Origin of the sequence: Rhodococcus spongiicola, assembly GCF_004011835.1 — a bacterium.
GTDB lineage: Bacteria > Actinomycetota > Actinomycetes > Mycobacteriales > Mycobacteriaceae > Prescottella > Prescottella spongiicola.
This window is the reverse complement of sequence record NZ_RKLN01000002.1, coordinates 207,209-230,768: the sequence shown is the minus strand read 5'-3', so window position 1 is coordinate 230,768 and position 23,560 is coordinate 207,209. Positions and strand designations below refer to the sequence as shown.

Annotated in this window: 22 protein-coding genes and 1 pseudogene; 9 read left to right on the top strand and 14 right to left on the bottom strand. The window is 66.7% G+C overall.

From position 1 onward, the window contains the following. Positions 1 to 29: 29 nt before the first annotated feature. The 8 genes and pseudogenes from ahcY to EF834_RS05785 form a co-directional block, all read right to left on the bottom strand. Positions 30 to 1,526 carry an adenosylhomocysteinase gene (ahcY, locus tag EF834_RS05815; RefSeq protein ID WP_127946282.1) on the bottom strand — a complete coding sequence of 499 codons (1,497 nt, stop codon included), beginning with the start codon at positions 1,524 to 1,526 and terminating at the stop codon, positions 30 to 32. 95 nt (positions 1,527 to 1,621) lie between these two features. Then, positions 1,622 to 3,127: an amino acid permease gene (locus EF834_RS05810; RefSeq protein ID WP_127946281.1), complete on the bottom strand. Its 1,506-nt coding sequence runs from the start codon at positions 3,125 to 3,127 to the stop codon at positions 1,622 to 1,624. 188 nt (positions 3,128 to 3,315) lie between these two features. Then, the gene (locus EF834_RS18460) at positions 3,316 to 3,456 is read right to left on the bottom strand and encodes a hypothetical protein (RefSeq protein ID WP_235871069.1); all 141 of its coding nucleotides are present in this window, start codon (positions 3,454 to 3,456) and stop codon (positions 3,316 to 3,318) included. Then, positions 3,416 to 3,954: pseudogene (locus EF834_RS05805) on the bottom strand (cation diffusion facilitator family transporter); the annotation flags it as partial. The gene EF834_RS18460 and the pseudogene EF834_RS05805, both read right to left, overlap by 41 nt. A gap of 31 nt (positions 3,955 to 3,985) precedes the next feature. After that, the gene (gene manA / locus EF834_RS05800) at positions 3,986 to 5,266 is read right to left on the bottom strand and encodes a mannose-6-phosphate isomerase, class I (protein WP_127946280.1); all 1,281 of its coding nucleotides are present in this window, start codon (positions 5,264 to 5,266) and stop codon (positions 3,986 to 3,988) included. Then, a complete protein-coding gene (locus tag EF834_RS05795) occupies positions 5,266 to 6,384 on the bottom strand; it encodes a tobH protein (RefSeq protein WP_127946279.1) in 1,119 nt (372 codons plus the stop codon). Before EF834_RS05795 ends, manA begins: the two co-directional genes overlap by 1 nt. A gap of 77 nt (positions 6,385 to 6,461) precedes the next feature. Then, a complete protein-coding gene (locus EF834_RS05790) occupies positions 6,462 to 7,844 on the bottom strand; it encodes a phosphomannomutase/phosphoglucomutase (RefSeq protein ID WP_127946278.1) in 1,383 nt (460 codons plus the stop codon). 249 nt (positions 7,845 to 8,093) lie between these two features. Further along, a complete protein-coding gene (locus EF834_RS05785) occupies positions 8,094 to 8,492 on the bottom strand; it encodes a DUF3499 domain-containing protein (protein ID WP_127946277.1) in 399 nt (132 codons plus the stop codon). A 157-nt stretch (positions 8,493 to 8,649) separates the two neighbouring features. Here EF834_RS05785 and EF834_RS05780 point away from each other — a divergent pair, with 157 nt between their 5' ends. Further along, on the top strand, positions 8,650 to 9,141 hold the full coding sequence (locus tag EF834_RS05780) for a metallopeptidase family protein (protein WP_127946276.1): 492 nt from the start codon (positions 8,650 to 8,652) through the stop codon (positions 9,139 to 9,141). Positions 9,142 to 9,165: 24 nt separating this feature from the next. Here the strand turns inward: EF834_RS05780 and EF834_RS18290 are convergent, their stop codons facing one another. After that, the gene (locus tag EF834_RS18290) at positions 9,166 to 9,399 is read right to left on the bottom strand and encodes a WhiB family transcriptional regulator (protein WP_206615211.1); all 234 of its coding nucleotides are present in this window, start codon (positions 9,397 to 9,399) and stop codon (positions 9,166 to 9,168) included. A gap of 459 nt (positions 9,400 to 9,858) precedes the next feature. Between EF834_RS18290 and cofD the strand changes: the two genes are divergently transcribed. The 3 genes from cofD to EF834_RS05760 all read left to right on the top strand — a co-directional run bounded on the left by cofD (position 9,859) and on the right by EF834_RS05760 (position 12,929). Continuing rightward, the gene (cofD, locus tag EF834_RS05770; protein ID WP_127946274.1) at positions 9,859 to 10,875 is read left to right on the top strand and encodes a 2-phospho-L-lactate transferase; all 1,017 of its coding nucleotides are present in this window, start codon (positions 9,859 to 9,861) and stop codon (positions 10,873 to 10,875) included. 146 nt (positions 10,876 to 11,021) lie between these two features. Then, a complete protein-coding gene (locus EF834_RS05765; RefSeq protein ID WP_235871015.1) occupies positions 11,022 to 12,368 on the top strand; it encodes a coenzyme F420-0:L-glutamate ligase in 1,347 nt (448 codons plus the stop codon). Positions 12,369 to 12,380: 12 nt separating this feature from the next. Beyond that, positions 12,381 to 12,929, top strand: a complete 549-nt coding sequence (locus EF834_RS05760; protein WP_127946272.1) for an NUDIX hydrolase — start codon at positions 12,381 to 12,383, stop codon at positions 12,927 to 12,929. Positions 12,930 to 12,959: 30 nt separating this feature from the next. Here EF834_RS05760 and EF834_RS05755 read toward each other — a convergent pair whose 3' ends face one another. Then, positions 12,960 to 13,607 (bottom strand): CoA transferase subunit B, encoded by a 648-nt coding sequence (locus tag EF834_RS05755; protein WP_127946271.1) that lies wholly within the window; start codon positions 13,605 to 13,607, stop codon positions 12,960 to 12,962. After that, entirely contained in the window at positions 13,604 to 14,353 is a 750-nt protein-coding gene (locus EF834_RS05750) for a CoA transferase subunit A (RefSeq protein ID WP_206615185.1), read from the bottom strand. Before EF834_RS05750 ends, EF834_RS05755 begins: the two co-directional genes overlap by 4 nt. Positions 14,354 to 14,565: 212 nt before the next feature. On the opposite strand from EF834_RS05750, the gene pcaB reads away from it, so the two are divergent. From pcaB to EF834_RS05730, 4 genes are read left to right on the top strand one after another with little or no spacing between them, the layout of a single operon-like run. Then, positions 14,566 to 15,897: a 3-carboxy-cis,cis-muconate cycloisomerase gene (gene pcaB, locus EF834_RS05745; RefSeq protein ID WP_127946270.1), complete on the top strand. Its 1,332-nt coding sequence runs from the start codon at positions 14,566 to 14,568 to the stop codon at positions 15,895 to 15,897. After that, positions 15,894 to 17,081, top strand: coding sequence for a bifunctional 3-oxoadipate enol-lactonase/4-carboxymuconolactone decarboxylase PcaDC (pcaDC, locus tag EF834_RS05740; protein WP_127946269.1), 1,188 nt, complete (start codon positions 15,894 to 15,896; stop codon positions 17,079 to 17,081). Before pcaB ends, pcaDC begins: the two co-directional genes overlap by 4 nt. 35 nt (positions 17,082 to 17,116) lie before the next feature. Beyond that, positions 17,117 to 17,944, top strand: a complete 828-nt coding sequence (locus EF834_RS05735; protein ID WP_127946701.1) for an IclR family transcriptional regulator — start codon at positions 17,117 to 17,119, stop codon at positions 17,942 to 17,944. 14 nt (positions 17,945 to 17,958) lie between these two features. Further along, entirely contained in the window at positions 17,959 to 19,170 is a 1,212-nt protein-coding gene (locus tag EF834_RS05730) for an acetyl-CoA C-acetyltransferase (RefSeq protein ID WP_127946268.1), read from the top strand. 87 nt (positions 19,171 to 19,257) lie between these two features. Here the strand turns inward: EF834_RS05730 and EF834_RS05725 are convergent, their stop codons facing one another. Together EF834_RS05725 and EF834_RS05720 are read right to left on the bottom strand one after the other, a co-directional pair. Continuing rightward, positions 19,258 to 20,460, bottom strand: coding sequence for a 4-hydroxybenzoate 3-monooxygenase (locus EF834_RS05725; protein ID WP_268960932.1), 1,203 nt, complete (start codon positions 20,458 to 20,460; stop codon positions 19,258 to 19,260). A gap of 70 nt (positions 20,461 to 20,530) precedes the next feature. Further along, a complete protein-coding gene (locus tag EF834_RS05720) occupies positions 20,531 to 21,289 on the bottom strand; it encodes an IclR family transcriptional regulator (RefSeq protein WP_127946267.1) in 759 nt (252 codons plus the stop codon). A 194-nt stretch (positions 21,290 to 21,483) separates the two neighbouring features. On the opposite strand from EF834_RS05720, the gene EF834_RS05715 reads away from it, so the two are divergent. Continuing rightward, positions 21,484 to 22,767, top strand: a complete 1,284-nt coding sequence (locus tag EF834_RS05715; RefSeq protein WP_127946266.1) for an MFS transporter — start codon at positions 21,484 to 21,486, stop codon at positions 22,765 to 22,767. Here EF834_RS05715 and EF834_RS05710 read toward each other — a convergent pair whose 3' ends face one another. Beyond that, positions 22,768 to 23,544 carry an SGNH/GDSL hydrolase family protein gene (locus EF834_RS05710; protein WP_127946265.1) on the bottom strand — a complete coding sequence of 259 codons (777 nt, stop codon included), beginning with the start codon at positions 23,542 to 23,544 and terminating at the stop codon, positions 22,768 to 22,770. Positions 23,545 to 23,560 lie beyond the last annotated feature (16 nt).

Sequence of the window (23,560 nt, the reverse complement as noted above, 5' to 3'; positions counted from 1 at the left end):
GACCGCTGGAAATCAGTTCCGGCTAGAAATCAGTACCGGTAGTGATCGGGCTTGTACGGCCCTTCGACGTCGACGCCGATGTACTCGGCCTGGTCCTTGGTCAGTTTCGTGAGGGAGCCGCCCAGTGCCTGGACGTGGATGCGGGCAACCTTCTCGTCGAGGAGCTTGGGGAGACGGTAGACCTCGTTGTCGTATTCGTCGCTCTTGGTGAACAACTCGATCTGCGCAATCGTCTGGTTCGCGAACGAATTCGACATGACGAACGATGGGTGCCCGGTCGCGTTGCCCAAGTTCAGTAGGCGCCCCTCCGACAGCACGATGATCGAGCGGCCGTCGGCGAAGCGGAACTCGTCGACCTGTGGCTTGATGTTGATCCGTGTGACCTCGGGCGAGCGTTCGAGCGCCGCCATCTCGATCTCGTCGTCGAAGTGGCCGATGTTGCCCAGGATCGCCTGATGCTTCATCTGCTTCATGTGGTCGAAGGAGATGATGTCCTTGTTACCGGTCGCGGTCACGACGATGTCGGCCTGGCCGATGAACTCCTCGACCGTCTTGACATCGAAGCCGTCCATCATGGCCTGCAGCGCGTTGATGGGGTCGATCTCGGTGACGGTGACGCGAGCGCCCTGACCGCGCAGTGCCTCGGCACAACCCTTGCCGACGTCGCCGTAGCCGCACAGAAGCACCGCCTTGCCACCGATCAGCACGTCCGTACCGCGGTTGATGCCGTCGAGCAGCGAGTGGCGGGTGCCGTACTTGTTGTCGAACTTGCTCTTGGTGACCGAGTCGTTGACATTGATCGCCGGGAAGGCGAGCTCACCGGCGGCCGCGAACTGGTACAGCCGCAGGACGCCGGTCGTGGTCTCCTCGGTGACCCCCCTCACGGACTCGGCGATCGCGGTCCACTTGCCTGCGTCCGCCTCGAGCGACTTACGGAGCAGACCGAGAAACACCTTGTACTCGTCCGAGTCGTGCTCGTCGTCGGTGGGCGGGACCACGCCGGACTTCTCGTACTGCCTACCGCGGAGCACCAACATCGTGGCGTCACCACCGTCGTCGAGGATCATGTTCGCGAGTTGTGGTGTTCCGTCGGCACCGGCAGGCCACGTGAGCATCTGCTCGGCAGCCCACCAGTACTCCTCGAGAGTCTCGCCCTTCCACGCGAAGACGGGGACACCCTTCGGCTCCTCCGGCGTGCCGTGGGGCCCGACGACGACGGCCGCTGCCGCGTGGTCCTGCGTCGAGAAGATGTTGCACGAGGCCCAGCGGACCTGCGCGCCGAGCGCGACGAGGGTCTCGATCAAGACTGCCGTCTGGACGGTCATGTGGAGAGAACCGGAGATGCGAGCACCCTCGAGCGGCCGAACGTCCGCGTACTCGCGACGCAACTCCATCAGACCGGGCATCTCGTGCTCGGCGAGGCGGATTTCCTTGCGCCCGAACTCCGCGAGCGACAAGTCCGCCACCTTGAAGTCGATACCGTTGCGGTGCTGTGCCACCGAGCCCGATGGAACTGAGGTCGTCATGCTGCTTCTCCTGATAGCCATATGGATGAGACCAGGCTATCGGGTTCGGTCGAGGCCGGAGACCAGCAGTACCTCACCAGCCCCGGCCGCCGAACTCAGCCGTCGCCGCGGGCCGCCGCACGCTCGCGCGCGCCGAGTAGCGAATGCCTGCGGCTGTACAGGAAGTAGATGGCGACGCCGATCGCCATCCACAGCAAGAAGCGGAACCACGTCTCGACGGAGAGATTGATCATCAGCCACACGCAGGCCAGGACGGAGAGGATCGGCAGTAACGGCACGAGGGGCACCCGGAATCCACGCGGGAGGTCGGGCCGCGTACGACGCAGCACGATGACGCCGATCGACACCAGCACGAACGCGAACAGCGTGCCGATGTTGACCATCTCCTCGAGTGTTCCGATGGGGAAGACCGCCGCGAGGACAGCGACGACGGCACCGACCAGCATGGTGATCCGCACCGGTGTTCCGTGCTTGCCGGTGGGCGCGAGGCCCCGCGGCATCAGCCCGTCGCGCGACATCGCGAACAGCACACGGGTCTGACCCAGCATGAGCACCATGACGACGGTGGTAAGGCCGGCGAGGGCACCTACGGAGATGATGTTCTTCGCCCAGTCCATTCCGTTGAGAGCGAACGCCGTCGCGAGGGTCGAGTCGTCGCCGGCCAGTTCGGTGTAGTTCACCATCCCGGTCAGCACGAGGGTGACCGCCACGTACAGCACGGTCACGATCGCCAGTGAACCGAGAATGCCGCGGGGCAGCGCCCTCTGCGGGTCCTTGGTCTCCTCCGCGGTCGTGGCGACGACGTCGAAACCGATGAAGGCGAAGAACACGAGGCTGGCCGCGGCGAGCAGTCCGTACCAGCCGAAGGTGCTCCCGCCCGCTCCGGTGATGAATGAGAACAGCGACTGCTCGAAGCCCTCCCCTGTCGTGCCGGTCTCTGCCGGGGGAATGTAGGGCGAGTAGTTGGCGGTCTTGATGAAGAAGGCACCGAGCACCACGACGAACAGGACCACCGCAACCTTGATCGCGGTGATCACCGCCGACACCCGCGACGACAACTTGGTTCCGGTTGCCAGGATGACCGTGATGGCCGAGATGATCAGGACGGCACCCCAGTCCACCTCGATCGGCCCGATGTTGACCACCGGACTCGAACTACCCAGCACCTCACCGAGATACAGCGACCACCCCTTCGCAACAACCGACGATGCGAGCGCGAACTCGAGAATCAGATCCCAGCCGATGATCCAGGCGATGAACTCGCCGAACGTCGCATAGGAGAAGGTGTACGCGCTTCCGGCAACCGGGACAGTGGAAGCGAACTCCGCGTAGCACAGGGCCGCCAACGCGCAGGCGGCCGCCGCGAACACGAAGGCCAGCGACACCGACGGACCGGCGACGTTGCCCGCGGTCCGTGCAGTGAGTGTGAAGATACCGGCTCCGATCACGACCGCCACACCGAAGACCGTCAGGTCCCACGCTGTGAGGTCTTTGCGGAGCTTCGTCTCGGGTTCGTCGGTTTCGATGATCGACTGCTCGACCGACTTGGTTCGGAACAACCCCGAGCGGCTGCTCGCCGGTTTCGGGTCGGGTAACACCATCGCAGCCTCCTCGGGGTCGGATCCGACAACAGCCTAAGCCCGCAGATGGGACCCGGGACAGTTTCGCCAACGGCCGATCGAAAGGCAATCACACCGGCACGGTCGGCGCCACCTGATCACATCGGCACGGCGGCGCCAGCCGCCTACATCGACACGGCGGCGCCAGCCGCTCGCATCGGCAGTCGGTGCTAGCCGACGGTCAGCGGGAACAGGTCGGGTTCGATGTAGATCAACTTGGCCGCGGGGACCAAGTCCCGGACCCGTGCCTCGGCCTCGACGATCGCCGTCGCCGACGCCGCCCAACGCCAGGACCAGGCCGACGAGCGCACCGGCGTCCTCGAGCAAGACGACCGGCAGCTCGGGCGTGCGCGACGTCCGGATGAAGTGCCACCGACTGGCGTTGCCCTCGAGTGGACGCGATTCCCGAACTGCGGTCGCGAAGCTGTAGGTCTCGAGCGCTATCGCGACCAGGAGAATGACGACGGCCACGATCGGTGAGGACAGATCCTCTGGGTGTTGAATCTTGTGGACACCCTCGTAGATCGCGAACAGCGAACCGAGCGTGAACAGCACCAGTGCGACGACAACGGCGTAGAAGTAGCGGTTGCGCCCGTAGCCGAACTGATGGAGCTTGTCGGCCGCTGCTCAGCCCGGTTCTGGCCGACCAGCAGCAATCCCTGATCGGACGTGTCGGCCACCGAGTGGACCGACTCTGCCAACATCGACGACGAACCGGTGATGATGAAGCCCGCGAACTTGGCGGCCGCGATTCCTGCGTTCGCCGTCAGCGCCGCGAAGATCGCCTTCCTGCCCCCGCCAGCCGACACCGGACTCTACCTCTCGTCGAAGCCGGGCGGCTCACACGCTACGCATCGATCGGGCAGGGAACGGCCCTCGGGCGTCGAGAGCTCCCACACCGGCCAGGAACAACTGGGCGTGTTCGGCACAGGCCTGGATGTGAACCTCGTTGTCCGAGGCCGAGATCCAGGCTGCAGTCCCACGCTCGAACATCAACGACTGCGAACCGCACCCGACCTTGGCCGCACCCGACGTGCACAGCAGGATCTGTGGTCCGTCCGGCCGCAAGGTCGTTGCGCCGGTCTCGGTTCCCGCGGCGTCGAGATCGATGCGGGAGAGCCGGAACTCCGGTGTCGGAGTCTGGTATCGGACCTCCCTGACGATCTCGGTCGAGACGGGAGTCAGGACCGGGACGTCGACCGAATCGAAGTCGAGGACCCGCAGCAACTCCGGGACATCGACGTGCTTGGGGGTCAGCCCGCCACGCAAGACATTGTCCGAGTTCGCCATGATCTCCACCGCCGTGCCGCGGAGGTACGCGTGCAGGTTGCCTGCATCGAGGAACAGACCCTGTCCTGGTTCGAGCGTCACCCGGTTCAGGAGCAGTGACGCGAGGATTCCGGCATCGCCCGGGTACCACTCGCTGAGTTCGAGCGCGGTCCGAGCCGCCTGGGCGAATTCGAGGTCACCGGTCTCGGATTTCGACAGGTAGGCGACACAGCCGTCGAGGACGGGCGGGACCAGCGCGGCAAGCGGCTGCGGAGGCAACGTGATCCATGTGGTGAACAGTGCACGGAGACCGCCCGAATCGGGTTGGCCGGCGAGCAGACCTAGGTACGGCTCGAGTTCCGGGACGTTCAGGGCACCGAGCAACCGCACCGACCTATGCGGATCCCGGAAACCAGCAAGTGCCTCGAATCGAGTGAGCGCAACCACCAGCTCGGGCTTGTGACTCGCATCGCGATAGTTACGCTCCGCCGAGTCGACCGGAATACCGGCGGCCTCCTCACGTGCAAAGCCCTCCCGAGCCTGTTCGGCGCTCGGATGTGCCTGCAGCGAGAGAGGCTCCTCTGCCGCGAGCACCTTGAGCAGGAAAGGCAATCGCGCGCCGAACGCAGCCACGCACCGGTCGCCGAGTTCCCGGATGGGGGCATCGTCGATGACCTCCTGCAGAGACCGCGAGGCGCCGTTGTCGATCACCCGTGCCGGGTCCGCGGGGTGGGCGCCGAGCCACAGTTCGGCTTCCGGGTGGGCGCTGGGGCTCGGGCGGCCGCACAGCTCCGCGAGCGCGGTTCGTGACCCCCATGCATAGGACCTGAGCGCACCTTCGAGTTGGCGCACTAGCTACCGCCGATCAAATGTAGGTATGCCGCACTCATCTCGAGCCGGCTGACGAGAACTGCAATCTGTTCTATCTCCGCTCGTGCGACAGCTGTTGTCTCCGTGGGAGATCCCGGCGGACCCAGCGGACCGGCCTGATCCGACGCCGCGACGACGACGTCGGCATCGCGCAAAGCAGCGACTCGGCGTTCGATCGCCGGTCGGTTCGCCTCCGAGGCGAAGACGAATACACGCAGAGGCATTCCGGGCATCGGACCATCGATCTGCTCGTCGTGGAAGAGCGAGTCTTCGCCGGCCGGCATCGAACCCGTCGCGTCGAACAGGGGCCCGGCGGCGAGAACCTCCGACAGGTCTGCCGCAGCGGCGACAGCGCCGCCGGTACGCAATAGCACCTCGGCACCGTGTCGAGCGAGGTGAGTGGTGGCGCGAGTGTCGCCGCTGAGAACGACCCGACGCCGTCGGATACGCGCTGCGAGCGACTTGGCCGGATTGTGGAAGACCTCGTTGCGGGGGTGGTCGCGCAGCGCCTCGTCGTCGACCGCGTCCGCGAGGCGGCCCAGGTCGGGGCACACCGCGGCCACCCGTTCGGACTCGATCGCGATCAGGACGGCGAGAAAGACCGCGACGTACCGCAGCAGCCCGTGATGATCGGGTACCGCGACCCGGGGTGGCAATGTGGTCGCACGGCCCGCGCCCGCCGCGCGCAGCGGCCCCTCTTCCGGAGCGGCGATTACGACCTCGGCGCCACGTCCCAACGCGTGGTCCACGGATTCGACGAGCCTCGGATCGCCTGCATCGTCACCGGCGACCACGACCACATCGAGGGGCCCGACCCACTTGGGGGTTCCGACACTCTCGACCAAGGGAATGCCGATCCGGCTACCGACGGCGGCCGTCAACAATTCGGCCGCACGTGACGCGCATCCGTCGCCGGTGACCAGAACCACGCTGCGTGGTTGCAGACCATGCAGCCGCGCGAGTCCGTCTTCCTCCACCGTGGCCTGGGTAGCGCGGATCTGCGCACCCCCGAGTGCCGCGAATCGAAGTGAACCATCGACGTCCGCGGCGAGCAGAGCATCAACGTCATCGAGATCTAGCAGAGACGACGGAGCTGTCATCACCGACACACCTCCCTTTCTTCTCTCCCTGTACCTCGACGAGTTCAGGTGACTCGAGTATCCCAGCAACGCGCGGACTAGGCGCGCACTGTTCCCAGGATCTCGGCGACAAGTGCATCAACCGCCTCTGGGGTCCGGGCTTCGACGTTCAATCGCAGCAACGGCTCCGTGTTGGATGCGCGCAGGTTGAACCATGACCCGTCCGCGAGATCGACGGTGACGCCGTCGAGCCGATCAACGGCGACCGCGCGGTCCGCGAACAGGTCGAGCACAGCGGCCGTGCGCTCGGCGGCGTCGGCCACCGTCGAGTTGATCTCACCGGACGCCGCGTAGCCCTCGTAGGACTGCATCAGTTCCGACAAGGTCCGCCCCTGCTCTCCGAGCGCTGCCAGCACGTGCAACGCCGCCAGCATGCCGGAGTCGGCGCCCCAGAAGTTGCGGAAGTAGTAGTGCGCCGAATGCTCGCCACCGAAGACGGCACCGGTCTCGGCCATCTGCTGCTTGATGAACGAGTGCCCGACCCGGGTACGAACAGCCGTTCCACCGAACTTTTCGACCAGTTCAGGAACGAACCGAGACGTGATCAGGTTGTGGATGATGGTGCCGCCCGGCTCCTTCGCGAGCTCACGCTCTGCGACAAGAGCGGTCACCGCCGACGGCGAGACCGGATTACCCTTCTCGTCTACGACGAAGCAGCGGTCCGCGTCGCCATCGAATGCAAGTCCGATGTCCGCACCGGTCTTGCGCACGAAAGTCTGCAGATCCACCAGATTCGCCGGATCGAGAGGATTGGCTTCGTGGTTCGGGAACGAACCGTCGAGGTCGAAGTACAGCGGCAAGACCGTCACTGGCAGGGGACCGAACACCGCCGGTACTGTGTGCCCGCCCATCCCGTTGCCGGCGTCGACCGCAACCTTCAGCGGGCGCAGTCCGGCCAGGTCCACCAGCCCACGAACGAAGGCGGCGTACTGCTCGAGCAAGTCGTCCTCGGCGATGGTCCCCACGGGACCGGCGTAGGCGGGCACACCCTCCGCAACCTCTCGTGCGATCAGGTTCAGGCCCGTGTCCTGACCGACGGGCTTGGCACCCGCACGGCACAGTTTGATGCCGTTGTACTCGGCGGGATTGTGGCTGGCAGTGAACATCGCACCCGGGCAGTCCAAGATCCCCGACGCGAAATACAACTGGTCGGTCGATGCCAGACCGATGTGCACGACGTCGAGGCCCTGGGCCACGACGCCGTCGGCGAACGCGCGCGAGAGCGCGGGAGACGATTCACGCATGTCGTGGCCGATCGCAATCCGAGTCACGCGCTCGCCGGAGGCCTGCTCGTCACGCATCAGGCGTGCGAACGACGCCCCCACATCGCGCACGAAGTCCGGATCGATCTGCTCACCCACGACGCCGCGCACATCGTAGGCCTTGATCACGGCATTCACGGATTCGGCGGATCGAGTCACTGCTGCTTATCTCCTGCTGTTCGTTGGTGCGACGGTTCACAGATGCGACGCGGTCGCACCGGTCCGCTCGGTTCGATGAGACGAGCGAGTCGAATCGTCGCACCGAGCCTAATGGTGGGCGCCCCGATTACGCCTCCCCGGGCGTTATGTCGGCTTTTCAGCGATCGGGGCCGGCGCGGGAAGTGCGCTACGAAGCGAAGCGGTCCGGTGACGTGCGCCCGGTAGGACACCGTCCGGGAGGTGAGGTGCTCAATTGGCGGGGTCGGGTAGGACCCGGAGATGGCCGCGACGACCGGTGCGTGCAGTGGGGGTCGTCGATGGTGACGCGGCACCCGGCCGCGGCTCGGTCGACCCGGACTCGGTACCTGGGCGCTCACGCAGACCCGCTTCGCGGACGGCCTCGGCAAGCGCGGTGAGATCGTCCTCGTCCGGTGTGCTCGAGGAGAATCCGCCCTCGTACCGCACCAACTCCCACCCCCTGGGTGCGGTGATCCGCGAAGCGTGGGTTTCGCACAGGTCCCAGGAGTGAGGCTCCGCGACCGTGGCCAGCGGCCCGACGACGGCGGTGGAATCGGAATATACGTACGTCAGGGTCGCGACAGCGGGGTTCTTGCACCCGGGCCGACAGCAACGACGCAGTGATCTCACAAGTGAAGAGACTAGCCCCCGGCGCCGGGTTGACCTACCGGGACACACCGAGGGACGGAGCCCGAGCCGTCGTCACCTCGCCGCGGCAACAACGACCCGGGATAGACGCCAGCCAGAGATGGCGGCGGCTCGGGTACGCCGCTGTAATCTCGCCTGCATGGCAAGAGCGCGTCGTTCACGCCCGCTGACATCACGTTCGGCCGCGCGGCGAGGTCGTGGGATCCGCGGGCCACTGTTCCCACAGGACCTGCCGGCCGCGCGGACCCGTGCGGAGAAATTCGATCGCACGGTGCTGGGCGCGTTCGAACCGATCGACGCGCGGTGGCACGAACGGCTCACCAAGCTCGACATCGCGGTGGACGACGTGCCGCGGATCCGGGCCATCGACCCGGACTCGGTGAATTGGCCACCGGAGGTGGTGGCAGACGGGCCGGTCCCGTTGTCGCGACTGATCCCGGCCGGCATCGATCGGCACGGGACCGCGACGCGCGCGCGGATCGTGCTGTTCCGGCGACCGATCGAGTTGCGTGCCAAGGATCCTCAGGACCTCGAAGATCTCGTTCACGACGTACTCGTCGAGCAAGTCGCTACGTACCTCGGTGTCGGTCCGGAAGTCGTCGACCCCGAAGTACCCGGGGCCGACGACTGAGGACCGACGACCGAATTCCGGCCGTCAGACGATTCCGCGCTTCAGGCGCCGGCGCTCACGCTCCGAGAGCCCACCCCAGATTCCGAATCGCTCGTCGTTTGCCAGCGCGTACTCGAGGCATTCGTCCCGAACCTCGCAGCCCATGCAGATGCGCTTGGCCTCGCGAGTGGACCCACCCTTCTCCGGGAAGAAAGCCTCGGGGTCGGTCTGTGCGCACAGTGCGCGGTCTTGCCACTGCTCCTCTTCGTCGTCGAACATGGCGGCGAAGCCGGGGATCAGGCTCAGCCGGGGAGCAGTTTCTTTCAACTCGAGACCGTCCGAGCCGACGCTCGCTGCAGCGTCCGCTTCGGAATCGGTCCGCGGTATACCGCCGATCACGCTCAGGGGAGTGTCGAACTCGTATTGCTGGTATTGCATCGCTCCGCCTCCTCACCTGTCCACAGCGCACAATTGGATCGCTCTCGAATCCTGTACTGCCGTCCCACCCCGACAACCGTCCGGACAAATGCCCGAACGATGTTCGAGCCGAGGGCCGTTCCAAGTGCAGCTCGCCCCTCGAACTTGGAATGACGTACATGTGATTAGACATGCCGTGGCGTGTCGGGTCAAGCGGAATCGGAAAAGTTCGTTTATGATCCCGGCCCCACGCACGCGTGGTACAACCCGGCCGATGAGACGGCGCCGAGTGGCGCGCACACCACCGATAGGCTTCTGGTTGTGAACGTGACTGTATTGGTTGGCGGCGTCGGAGGGGCTCGTTTCCTCCAAGGGGTTCGAAGTCTGCTCGGCAGCGCGACCGAAGGTGACGCATCGAAGAACCCGGGTTCGCCCACCGAGACCGACCACCGGATCACCGCCGTCGTCAACGTCGGCGACGACGTCTGGATGCACGGCCTGCGCATCTGCCCAGACCTCGACACCTGCATGTACACCCTCGGCGGAGGGGTCGACCCAGCTCGCGGCTGGGGCCATGCCGGCGAGACCTGGAATGCGAAAGAGGAACTCGCGGCCTACGGGGCCAAACCCGACTGGTTCGGCCTCGGCGATCGTGACATCGCCACGCACTTGATTCGCAGCCAGATGCTGCGCGCCGGGTACCCGCTGTCGGCCGTGACCGAGGCGCTTTGCAACCGCTGGGAGCCAGGCGTCGCACTGCTCCCGGTCAGTGACGACCGCTGCGAGACACACGTCGTCGTCACCGATCCCGAGGACCCCACCGGAGAGCAGCAACGTGCGATCCACTTCCAGGAGTGGTGGGTTCGCTACCGTGCGCAAGTCCCGACTCACAGCTTCGCGCATGTCGGCGCGGAACAGGCAAAACCGGCACCTGGGGTCCTCGAAGCGATCGAGTCCGCGGACATCGTCCTGCTCGCCCCGTCGAACCCTGTCGTCAGCATCGGCGCGATACTGGCCGTCCCAGGGATCCGCGGGGCGCTGCGCACCACCAAGGCCAAGATCGTGGGCCTGTCCCCCATCATCGGCGGAAAACCGTTGCGCGGCATGGCAGACGAGTGCCTCGAGGTGATCGGTGTCGAGACCTCCGCCGAGGCGATCGGCCGCCACTACGGTGCACGCTCGGACACCGGAATTCTGGACGGCTGGCTGATCCATTCCACCGACGAGGCCGACGTCCCCGGCGTCGAGGTCCGCAGCGTGCCACTGCTGATGACCGATCCCGAGACGACGACCGAGATGGTCCGTGCCGCCCTCGACGTCGCCGGAGTGAACCTGTGAACGACCGAAACCACAGCAGTGAACCTGTGAACGACCGAAACCACAGCAGTGAACCTGTGAACGCCCGAAACCACAGCAGTGAACCTGTGAACGACCGAAACCACAGCAGTGAACCTGTGAACGCCCGAAACCACAGCAGTGAACCTGTGAACGTTCACGACCATGGGGCCGGCCGGTCGATCGAGATCCTCCCCGTCACAGACCTTCCCGAATTCCGGCCAGGCCACGATCTGGCGGCGGCGATCGTCGAGGCGGCGCCGTGGCTCGAAGACGGCGACGTGCTCGTAGTCACGAGCAAGGTGTTCTCGAAAGTCGAGGGGCGGATCGTTGCCTCCCCCTCCGACCCCGAGGAGCGGGACGCCGCCCGGCGACGCCTCGTCGACCAGGAGGCCGTCCGTGTTGTTGCCCGCAAGGGACGCACACTGATCACCGAGAACAGGCTGGGCATCGTGCAAGCGGCATCGGGGATCGACGGATCGAACGTCGACGGCGCCGAGCTCGCACTGCTACCGGAGGATCCCGATGGCAGCGCCCGAAAGCTTCGCGACGACATCAAGTCTCGACTCGGCATCGACGTCGCGGTGGTGGTGACGGACACGATGGGGCGCGCGTGGCGGGTCGGCCAGATCGATGCGGCGATCGGTGCGGCGGGTGTCCCGGTCCTGCACGCGTACACGGGAACCGTCGACAGCCAGGGAAATGAATTGCTCGTGACCGAAGTCGCGGTGGCTGACGAGATTGCAGCCGCGGGCGATCTCGTCAAAGGCAAGCTCGGTGGCGTGCCGGTCGCGGTCGTACGCGGACTCGGACTCGACGACGACGGCTCTGCCGCTGAGAAGTTGATCCGCCGGGGACCCGAGGACCTGTTCTGGCTCGGTACCGCGGAGGCGTTCGAGCTGGGCCGTCGTGAGGCGCTGTTGCTGCGCCGCTCGGTCCGCGAGTTCTCGGACGAGCCTGTCGCCCCGGAGGCGCTGCGGGACTCGATCGCAGAGGCACTGACCGCTCCCGCCCCGCACCACACCCGCCCGGTGCGGTTCGTGTGGCTGCGCAGCGCCTCGGTCCGCAAGCGTCTGCTCGAGGCGATGCAGCAGCGCTGGCGCGAGGACCTCGCGGCCGACGGCCTGAGCGAGGACCGGATCGAGCGTCGAGTGTCGCGCGGCGACATCCTCTTCCGCGCCCCGGAGGTGGTGATCCCGTTCTGCGTGCCTGACGGCGCTCACGACTATCCGGACGAGCGACGAACGCGTGCCGAGGCGACGATGTTCACCGTTGCGGTCGGTGCGGCGGTGCAGGGCCTGCTGGTGTCGCTCGCGACCCGTGGCGTCGGCAGCTGCTGGATCGGGTCGACGATATTCGCGGCCGAGACCGTCCGGGCCGAACTCGGACTGCCGGCCGACTGGCAGCCCCTCGGCGCGGTCGCCGTCGGCCATCCCGTCGAGCCGCTGTCGCCCCGTCCCCCGGTGACGCCGGGCGACGCCCTGCTGGAGCTGTAGGTGACTGCGTAGATGTCGGCACGATCGCTGCATGCGTCCGCGCGTGAGGCCCTGGTGAACTGGTGCACCGATTCCGAGGACGCGGAGTCGTTGCGTCACACGATGCTCGCGTTCCTGGACTCCGCGCCGGACGGCTGCCTGCGCTCGCACTCTCCGGGGCACATCACGGCCTCGTCGCTCGTCCTCGACGAGGGCGGCTGTCACGTCCTGCTGACGCTGCACCCGCGCGTGGGACGCTGGATACAACTCGGTGGGCACTGCGAGGAAGGCGACGACACGGTCGTCGAGGCGGCCCTTCGAGAGGCGCGGGAGGAATCGGGCATCGAGGATCTGCGGATCGAGGCGGCGCTCTTGTCGGCGCACACACACCCGATCACGTGTTCGCTCGGCGTCCCGACCAGGCACCTGGACCTGCGGTTCCTGGTGACGGCGCCGGAGGGAGCACCGATCACCATCAGCGACGAGTCCCGAGACCTGCGCTGGTTCCCCGTCGACGATCTGCCCGATGGGGCGGAAGCGGACACGATCACCCACCTGGTCCGGTTGGCCGCGGCTCGCTGAGTGCGTCGGCCGGTTCGGCGGTGCGGGCGGTCAGACCAGCAGCTTCGCCGCGGTCGCAACCACGACCTCTTCGACGCTCACACCGGGTGTGGTCTCGACCAGGCTCAAGCCCTCGTCAGTGACGTCGAGGACCGCCATGTCGGTGATGATCCGCTGCACGCAAGCCTGACCGGTCACCGGAAGGGTGCATCGCTCGAGGATCTTGGGTTCGCCCCTCTTCGATACGTGTTCCATCATCACGATGACGCGCTTGGCGCCGTGGACGAGATCCATGGCGCCGCCCATGCCCTTGACCATCTGGCCGGGGATCATCCAGTTGGCGAGGTCACCCTGAGCACTGACCTGCATCGCGCCGAGCACCGCAAGGTCCACGTGGCCGCCACGGATCATCCCGAACGACTGCGCCGAGTCGAAGTATGATGCGCCGGGCAGAACAGTGATGGTCTCTTTGCCGGCGTTGATGAGTTCGGGGTCGAGTTCGTCCTCGGTAGGGTACGGGCCGACGCCGAGCACGCCGTTCTCCGAATGGAGTACGACCGTGACGTCCTCGGGGATGTGATTGGCCACGAGTGTGGGCATGCCGATGCCGAGGTTGACGTACTGACCGTAGGACAGTTCCTGCGCCACGCGGGCGGCGATCTGATCGCGAGTCAACTTGTGTGCCGTAACTCGAGTCATTCTCGTACCGTTCGCTTTTCGATTTCGACAGGGACTTTGCCTACATGCACCACGCGCTGTACATGAATGCCCGGGGTGTGGATCTGGTCCGGGTCCAGTTCCCCGGGCTCGACCAGGTGCTCGACCTGCGCGATGGTGATGCGCCCTGATGCGGCGGCGGGCGGGTTGAAGTTTCGGGCGCTGCGCCGGTATACGAGGTTGCCGTGGCGGTCGCCCTTCCAAGCGTGCACGAGCGCGAAGTCGGCGACGATGCCGCGCTCCATGACATATGTGGTGCCGTCGAACTCGCGGGTCTCCTTGGGCGGGCTCGCGATGGCGACGGCGCCGCTACCGTCGTAGCGACGCGGCAGGCCGCCCTCCGCAACCTGCGTGCCGACTCCGGCGGGGGTGAAGAAGGCCGGTATGCCGGCGCCGCCGGCCCGCATCCGCTCGGCGAGCGTGCCCTGGGGAGTCAACTCCACCTCGAGTTCACCTGCCAAGTACTGCCGCGCGAACTCCTTGTTGTCGCCGACGTACGAACTGATGGTGCGGCGGATGCGGCCCTTCTCGAGCAGCAAGCCGAGGCCGAAACCGTCGATGCCGCAGTTGTTGCTCACCGTCTCGAGGTCCGTTGCACCCTGGTCCAGAACTGCCTGGATGAGGATCCCCGGCACGCCGACCACTCCGAATCCACCGACTGCAATGGTCGCACCGTCCGGGATGTCGGCGACTGCCTCGTCAGCGGTGACCTTGACTTTGTCCAGCATGTTGCCAGCATACGACCATCGTGCGTAATGTGCACGTCCGTTCGTATCGCGCACCTGCTAGCCGCATTCGATTGATCACGAGCCCGGAACGCATTAGGTTGTTCGTATAGCGTTCTTCCGTCCATATTGCGAACACGGTTCATGCTGTGAACGTCCCGAGCCCGATCCGCCCAACTAGACCCCACAGGCCAGGCTGCATCAGGAGATCCCCCGTGACACACACCCGCGGTGACCTGTTCGACCCCGTGTTCGGCGCAGACGAACTCGCCGCAACACTGTCGGACAGCGCGTGGGTGAGCGCGCTGCTCTCGGTGGAGGCCGCGCTGACCCGCGCCGCCTCGACCGTCGGCCTGGTTTCTCCCGAGCACGCGATGGCGGTGACCGCAGTGACGTCACGCCTCGCCGAGCCCGGTGGAGTCGACATCGCTGACCTCGGCCGCCGCTCGTCCGCCGGAGGCAACCCCGTGATCCCCCTCGTCCGAACCCTGCGCTCCGAGTGCGCGTCCGAGGGCGTCCCGGCGGAAACCGTGCATGTCGGTGCGACCAGCCAGGACGTGATGGATACCGCCCTGATGCTTATGGCGCGCAGCGCCGGTCGCATCGTGATCGACGACCTCCGCGCCGCCGCCGACGCCGCCGCCGACCTCGCCCGCGACCATCGCGAGACTCCGATGATCGCGCGCACCCTCGGCCAGCAAGCGCTCCCGACGACCTTCGGCGCGTTGGCGGCGTCGTGGTTCACTGGACTCGACGCCGCCGCCGTGTCACTCGAGCGGACCGTGGCTGCGCTGCCGGTGCAGTTCGGCGGCGCCGCAGGCACTCTCGCAGCCGTGCACCCGCACGGGCTCGCCATTGCCGATGCGCTCGCCGACGAGCTGGGGCTCGCTCGACAGGTAGTCCCGTGGCATACCGTCCGTATCCCGACGGCGACACTGGCGGCCGCGCTGGGCGTCGCCGCCGGGGCGGTGTCGAAGCCTGCCACCGACATCACCCTGCTGGCCTCGACCGAGTTCGGCGAGGTCGCCGAGGACACACCAGGTGACTCGTCGGCGATGCCGCACAAGCAGAATCCCGTGGCGGCCATCACGGCGCGTGCCGCGGCGCGTCGAGTCCCCGGGCTGGTATCGACGGCCCTGTCCTCGATGGACCACGAGTCCGCCCGGGCAGCCGGCGCCTGGCACGCCGAATGGGAAACCGTCACCGAGTTACTTCTGCTCTCGGGCGGTGCGGCGCACCGCCTCTCGGAGAGCGTCGGCGGCCTGCAGGTCGATGCCGACGCGATGTCGCGCAACCTCGCTCTCACCGGCGGTCTGATCCTCGCCGAGAGGGTCACTGCCGCGCTGTCCGAGTACACCGAATCGGCGCGTGACATCGTCACCGCCGCAGCTGCTTCCAGCGTCCCACTGGATCAGGCACCCGCGATCACTCAGCACCTCCCGCCCAGCACCCTGCGCGACCTACTCGACCCCTCGCACTACCTCGGTCACGCGGTCGATCTCGTCGACCGTGCCCTCGCAGCACGGCCCACAGGAGGACACCGATGACAGTGAACCTGCACCACGAACAACGCGGCGACCCAGCCATGCCTCCCGTACTGCTGCTCGGTTCGCTGGGCTCGAACCTCCACATGTGGGATCCGCAGATCCATGCCCTCTCCGCACACGCCCACGTGATCGCGGTGGACCACCGCGGCCACGGCGGTTCTCCCGCCCCCGCAGGCCCGTACACGATGACCGACCTGAGCGGCGACGTACTCGCACTACTCGACCGGCTCGGCCTGCACTCCGTTCACGTCGTGGGGCTCTCGCTCGGCGGCGCGATCGGCCAATGGCTGGCCGCGCACCACCCGCAGCGCGTGCGGACTCTGACCTTGATATGCACGGCGGCGCAGTTCGCGCCACCCCAGAAGTGGATCGACCGCGCCGCCACGGTCCGTACGAATGGCATCGCGTCGATCGCCGAGTCGGTCGTCGAACACTGGTTCACCCCTGAGCTGGCGCAACGTGATCCGGACCTCATCGCGCGCCACCTCGAAATGGTCCGCGGCACACCCGACGAAGGCTACGCAGCATGCTGCGATGCACTGGCGGAGTGGGACGGTCGCGGCGACCTCGCCCGCATCGTCGCCCCCACGCTGGTAATCGCGGCGGAGCAGGACACCCGGACCCCACCGTCGGTGCACGAGGCGATCGCCGACGGCATCGCAGGTGCCGAGCTCCACGTCCTGTCCCCCGGAGCACACCTCGCCAACGTCGAGCAAGCCGGCGCCGTCACCCGCCTGATCGAGCGCCACATCGAGCGACGCGCGAGCGTCCCCCTCGATGCCGCCCGCCGCGCGGCCCACGATGTCGGCATGTCGGTTCGCCGGTCGGTACTCGGCGATGCGCACGTCGACCGTGCGATCGAATCGACGACGCCGTTCACCGAGCCCTTCCAGGACTTCATCACCCGCACCGCGTGGGGTGATGTCTGGGCCCGAGAAGGCCTGGACCACCACACCCGCCGATTGTTGACCCTCGCGATCCTCACTGCCGTCGGCAACGAGCACGAGCTCGACATGCACATCCGGGCTGCGCTGCGCGCCGGGGTGGATCCACAGATGCTCGTGGAAGTATTCCTGCACGCCGCGGTGTACGCGGGTGTGCCGAACAGCAACCGAGCATTCGCGCTCGGCAAGCAAGCGCTCGCCGACCTGGCGGACGCCACCGATGGGAGTAGCCGACAGTGACAAGTACCAGCCCGACCAGCATGAGCGCGACCAGCATGGGCACGACGAGTGCGAGCGGGACCGACACTCCCACGACCACGAGCGGAGGATCCACCGACTACGTACAGTCGCTCGCACGCGGACTGTCCGTCATCCGGGCGTTCGACGCCGAGAACCCTCGTCGCACGCTCAGCGACGTCGCCCGCGCGACCGATCTCACGCGTGCGACTGCCCGCCGGTTCCTGCTCACCCTCGTCGAACTCGGCTACGTCCGCACCGACGGCTCGACGTTCTGGCTGACCCCACGGGTGCTCGAACTCGGGTACAGCTACCTGTCGAGCCTGTCCCTGCCCGAGATCGCCCACCCGCACCTCGAGGCCCTCTCGGCACGGGTACACCAGTCGACGTCGGTGTCGGTCCTCGATGACGGCGACATCGTGTACGTCGCGCGTGTGCCAGTCAGTCGAATCATGACGGTGTCCATCACTATCGGAACCCGCTTCCCCGCTTTCGCGACGTCGATGGGCCGCGTCCTGCTGGCCGGGTTGAGTCCCGCCGACCTGGACACATACCTCCACCAAGTGGAACTGTCCCCGCTCACCGGGCACACGATTGCCACGCCCGCCGCGCTGCGCGCCGAACTCGACAAGGTCCGGGCCCAGGGTTTCTGCGTCGTCGACCAGGAACTCGAGGAGGGACTGCGCTCCCTCGCAGCGCCCATCAGGGACAAGTCAGGCGCGGTCGTCGCGGCCGTCAATATCTCGATGCAGGCGGCGCGGTACACCAGCGAGGCTGTGGACGAGACGTTGGTACCCGCTGTGGTCGCAACTGCGGCGGAGATCTCGGCAGACGTGGCCCGCACCCAGACGAAAGCGCTCCCGTAACAAGGAATAAAGACATGCCTGACGCAGTCATCTGCGAACCGCTCCGCACCCCCGTGGGCCGTTTCGGCGGCGTCTTCCGCGATATCCCGCCCGAGGACCTTGCCGCCACCGTCATCACCGAACTTGTCTCGCGCACAGGGATATCCGGGTCCGACGTCGACGACGTGATCCTCGGCCAGGCCTCCCCGAACGGCGAGGCTCCCGCCATCGGCCGAGTCGCGGCACTCAACGCTGGGCTGGGTGTGGACGTCCCGGGCCTGCAGGTCGACCGTCGCTGCGGATCGGGCCTGCAGGCGATCATTCAGGCGGTGATGACGGTCCAGTCCGGAGGCGGTGACCTCGTGATCGCCGGTGGCGTCGAGTCCATGAGCCAGGCCGAGTTCTACGCCACTGGGATGCGGTACGGCGTGCGTGGCGAATCGCTCGAGCTCAACGACCGGTTGGCCCGCGCCCGCGTCACTGCCGGTGGCCGCAACTACCCCGTCCCCGGAGGCATGATCGAGACCGCCGAGAACCTACGCGCGGATTTCTCCATCAGCCGTGAGGATCAGGACGCCCTCGCGGTCCAGTCCCACCAGCGCGCGGTCGCCGCACAGCGCAACGGGGTGTTCGCCGAGGAGATCGTTCCGGTGACCGTGCCACAGCGCAAGGGCGATCCGCTCGTCGTCGACACAGACGAGCATCCGCGCGCCGACACCAGCCTCGAGTCCCTCGCCAAGCTCCGTCCGATCAGAGGCAAGATCGACCCCGACGCGACGGTCACCGCCGGCAATGCCAGCGGCCAGAACGACGGCGCCGCCGCCGCGATCGTCACCACCCCGGAACGGGCCCAGATGCACGGCCTGCGCCCACTCGCCCGGCTAGCGAGCTGGGCGGTGGCCGGTGTCGCTCCGCGGACGATGGGCGTGGGGCCGGTGCCGTCGACCGAAAAGGCCCTCGGCCGAATCGGTCTCACGCTGGCCGGCATGGACGTGATTGAGCTAAACGAGGCATTCGCCGCGCAAGCCCTCGCGGTGACTCGCACGTGGGGCCTCGAACCCGACGACGGGCGCCTGAACCCGAACGGCTCGGGAATATCCCTCGGTCATCCCGTGGGCGCGACCGGCGCCCGCATCCTCACGACGTTGCTGCGCGAGCTCGACCGCCGAGGGGCTCGCTACGGCCTCGAAACGATGTGCATCGGCGGCGGCCAGGGGCTGGCCGCGGTGTTCGAGCGTGTCGCCTGACCCGGATCCGCTCGGTGCGTGCGAGGGTGTGAGCCCGGCGTGACCGCAATGCCCCAGCGTGATCGCAATGCGTCGGCGTCGGCCGGCTCAGTCCAGCGGAGTGCCCACGTAGTTCTCGGCGATCAGCGTGCGCCCCGCGACCGAGCGGGTGACCATGTCGAGCTCAGCGACCTGGCGCCGGTGGTCGAAGGCGGAAGCGTCGGGCAGACGGTGCAGCATCGACGACATCCACCACGAGAAGTGCTGGGTACGCCAGATCCGCGGTAGCACCGTCTCGGTGTACGCGTCGAGCCGACCACGGTCGCCGGTTTCGAAGAACTCCGCAATGCCGTTCGAGAGCGCGTAGACGTCGGCGACGGCCAAATTGAGGCCCTTCGCGCCGGTGGGCGGAACGGTATGCGCGGCGTCGCCGGCGAGAAAGAGGTTGCCGTGCTGCATCGGCTCGCACACGAAGCTGCGGAACTGCAGGATCGACTTCTCGAAGATCCTGCCGTCCTTGATCTGCGCTCCTTCACCGTCGACGCGAGCGTGCAGTTCGGACCAAATCCGGTCGTCGGACCAATTGTCGATCGAATCCTCCGGGTCGACCTGGAGGTACTGCCGCTGCACCTCCGGCGTACGAGTACTGATGAGCGCGAAGCCACGCGGGTGGTTCGCGTAGATCAGCTCCTCCGACGACGGTGGTGCTTCCGCGAGTATGCCCAACCATGCGAACGGGTACTGGCGGAAATAGTCCTGGCGAATCGTGGCCTCGGGGATCAGGTTGCGCGTCTCGGTCCGGGAACCGTCGCAGCCCGCGACCATCGCACACGCGAGTGCGTGCCGGTTGCCGTCCGCATCGGTGTAGGTGATGTACGGCTTGTCGGTCGCGTGATCGTGGACCTTGACCTCGGAGACGCCGAAGCGGATGTCACCGCCGTCCGAGAGCCGTTTTGCGATCAGGTCCACGAGGACCTCGTGCTGCGGGTAGACCGTGACGGCGCGACCGTCTGTGAGCTCGTCGAACGCGATGCGGTGTCCACGGCCTCCGAACCGCAGCTCGATGCCATGATGCTCGAGCCCCTCGGCTTTCACACGGTCACCGAGCCCGGTCTCGACCATCAGGTCGACCGTGTTCTGTTCGAGGACACCTGCGCGGATGGTGCCCTCCACCTCCGCCCGCGTGCGGGCCTCGAGGACAACGGATTCGATGCCCCGCAAGTGCAGCAGGTGGGACAGCATCAGTCCCGCGGGGCCGGCCCCGACGATGCCGACCCGGGTTCGCGAGTTGGTCCTTCGAGAGTTGGTCACAGGTAGCTCCTCGGTAGAACGTGATCTACAACACTGTCCCGCCCGGGTGCCGACTGCAGAACCGTCACTTTCACTCAGTGGAAGATTCCTCCGTTGTCAGGCCTCGCGAGATACCGCGCCCCGCGGCCCGCAGTGCCGGAATCAGCGGCGCGGGATCGACGTCGGCACCGACGACGACTGAGATCGCCGCGACCGCCTCGCCCGACGGACGCAGCACCGGGGCGGCGACAGCGAGGGTGCCCAGGTTGAGATGCTCGCGGCACACCACGAAACCGCGACGCCGTATCTCGTCCAATACCTGACGCAGTCGGTGTTCGGAGGTGATGGTGTTCGGGGTGAACCGTTCGAGGCCGGCCTCGAGGACCGCGTCGAGAAGTTCGCCACCACCGTGCGCGAGCAACACGAGACCGCCACTGGACGCGTGCAGTGGGAGCCGACCACCGGCCCGTCCGACCACGGTCACCGCGGCGCGGCCGGAGAGCCTTTCGATGTAGAGCGCCTCGAGTCCGTCCCGCACGATCAACTGCACGTTCTCGTGGGTCGCCTCGTAGAGGTCCTCCAGATAGGGCATGGCGATCTGCCGGAGCCCGTGTGCGCGCGGAGCGAGGGCGCCGAGCTCCCAGAGCCGGACTCCGATCTGGTACCGCCCATCGGCTGCGCGTTCGAGTGCCCCATTGGCCACCAACTGCGTGCACAACCGGTGGACCGTCGGCAGCGGGAGATCCGTGCGACGACTCAGCTCCGACTGTGTCATCCGGACGCGGGTGACGGAGAAGCACTCCAGCAACCGGAATACCCGGCCGAGCATGCTCCGGTCCGTTTCGTTCACGTCGGCCACTCCACGAGCGTCCCGTCGGACCGGTGTCCAGCCCGATAGCCATCCGGCGGACCGAACAGTCCGCGCCTCGGCATTCGCCTGTGACTCACCACAGCCTTGACATTCGTCTGTGACTCGCCACACAATAGCAAAGTTCTAGAATTGAACACTGGTTCGCATTACGAACGCACTCTCTCGGAGATCGAATGAGCACCACCGAACGCCCTGTGATGCGCCGAACTACATCGGCTCTCTGGGTGGCTCCCCTGTGTTGGGCTGCAATCCTCCTCGACGGTTTCGACTTGGTCGTGCTCGGGACGGTGATCCCCTCCATCCTGGACGGGAACTGGAACGTCGGCATCGGAACACTCACGACCATCACGACGCTCAGCCTCGTCGGCATGACGATCGGTGCGCTGACCATCGGAACGCTTACCGACATCATCGGCCGCCGCCGAGTGCTGATCTTCGCCGTCGCCGCGTTCTCATTCCTTACTTTGCTCTGCGCTCTGGCTCCCAACCCGTTCCTCTTCGGGCTCTTCCGCTTCCTGGCGGGCATCGGACTCGGTGGCGCCCTGCCCACCGCGCTGGCGATGGTCAACGAGTTCTCCAAGAAGCAGGGCGGAGGTTCCGCCTCAACGCTGCTGATGACCGGCTACCACGTCGGCGCCGTCGCGACCGCCGCACTGGCCCTCGTACTCATCGATCCGTTCGGGTGGCAGTCGATGTTCGTCGCCGGTGCACTTCCGGCCATCGTGCTCGTCCCCCTCATGATCCGTTACCTGCCGGAATCACCGGCGTACCTGCTCTCCCGGGGCCGTCACGCGGAGGCCGAGGCCATCGCCGGCGAGTGCGGCCTGACCCTCGAGACCCGGCCAGTCGCCACCGTCCCAGCACCATCGCAGCCGGCGCGCATGCTCTTCACTCCCAGGTTCCTGCGCAACAGCATCTCCATCTGGGTCACGTCGTTCATGGGTCTGCTGCTGGTCTACGGCCTCAACACCTGGCTGCCGACGATCATGCGCGAGGCCGGCTACGACCTGGGCGCAGCCCTGACCCTGCTACTCGTCCTCAACACCGGCGCCATCGTGGGACTGCTGATTGCCGGGGGTGTCGCGGACCGGATCGGGCCGCGGACCGCGTGCATCGCCTGGTTCGCCGGTGCGGCCCTTTTTCTCGCGCTGCTCAGCATCAAGGTGTCGTTCGGCATCTACGTCCTGGTGTTCCTCGCGGGTTGCTTCGTCTTCAGCGCCCAGGTGCTCGTGTACGCCTTCACCAGCGCCAGCCACCCAGCGAGCATCCGTGCCACCGCGTTGGGCTGGTCGGCCGGCATCGGCCGGATCGGTGCGATCTGCGGACCGCTGCTCGGCGGACTACTTCTCGACGCCGGCGTGGCCGTCCCGTGGGGGTTCTACGCATTCGCCCTGGTTGGGCTCATCGGCCTGGTTGCGATGTCGACCAGCCGTGCGGTCAAACAGCTTGACGGGTAGCTACCGGATGGGTGCGAGCGTGGGCCGCTTGGCCACGACGTCGTCGCCCGACGACGTGCCACGGATACGCCGTCCGATCCAGGGCAGGACGAACTCCTTGGTCCACAGCAGATCGGCGCGGAGCTGGGACGCCCGATCCGTCGGCAGGTCCGGACCGAGCGGATCCACCGCGATGTGGTGTTCGATGCCGAGTGTCTCGAGGACTCGGATGGCCATGTTCTGGTGGCCGACGGTGGACATGTGCAGGCGGTCCCAGTCCCACATCCGCAGGTCGCGGTATTCGTCGAAACGCCAGAAGTCGACGATCTTCGCGCCGTGCCGTTCGGCGACTTCCCGGACGAGTTCGTTGTAGATCGCTGCGCGGCCCCGCAGCTTGCCGAAGACCGCAGCCCACCCGGTGTCGTAGGCGGTCCACATCAGCACGGTCGCACCGGTGGCCGCCAATTTTCCGATGGCTTCGTCGTACCGCTCCACGAGCGCGTCGATGTCGATCGTGGGTCGCATGAAATCATTGCCGCCCGCATAGATCGTCACCAGATCCGGCTCCAGCGCGACCGCCGCGTCGACCTGCTCCTCGATGATCGGGACCATCAACCGACCGCGGATCGCGAGGTTGGCATAGCCGAAGTCGGCACTGCGCTGGGCGAGCTCCTCGGCGACTCGGTCCGCCCACCCGCGCAGCCCGTTGGGCCGGGTCGCGTCGGGGTCGCCGACACCCTCGGTGAACGAGTCACCGAGAGCGACGTATCTGTGGAAGACGGGTTCCTGCGGCATCATGCCCCCCAGTTTCTCA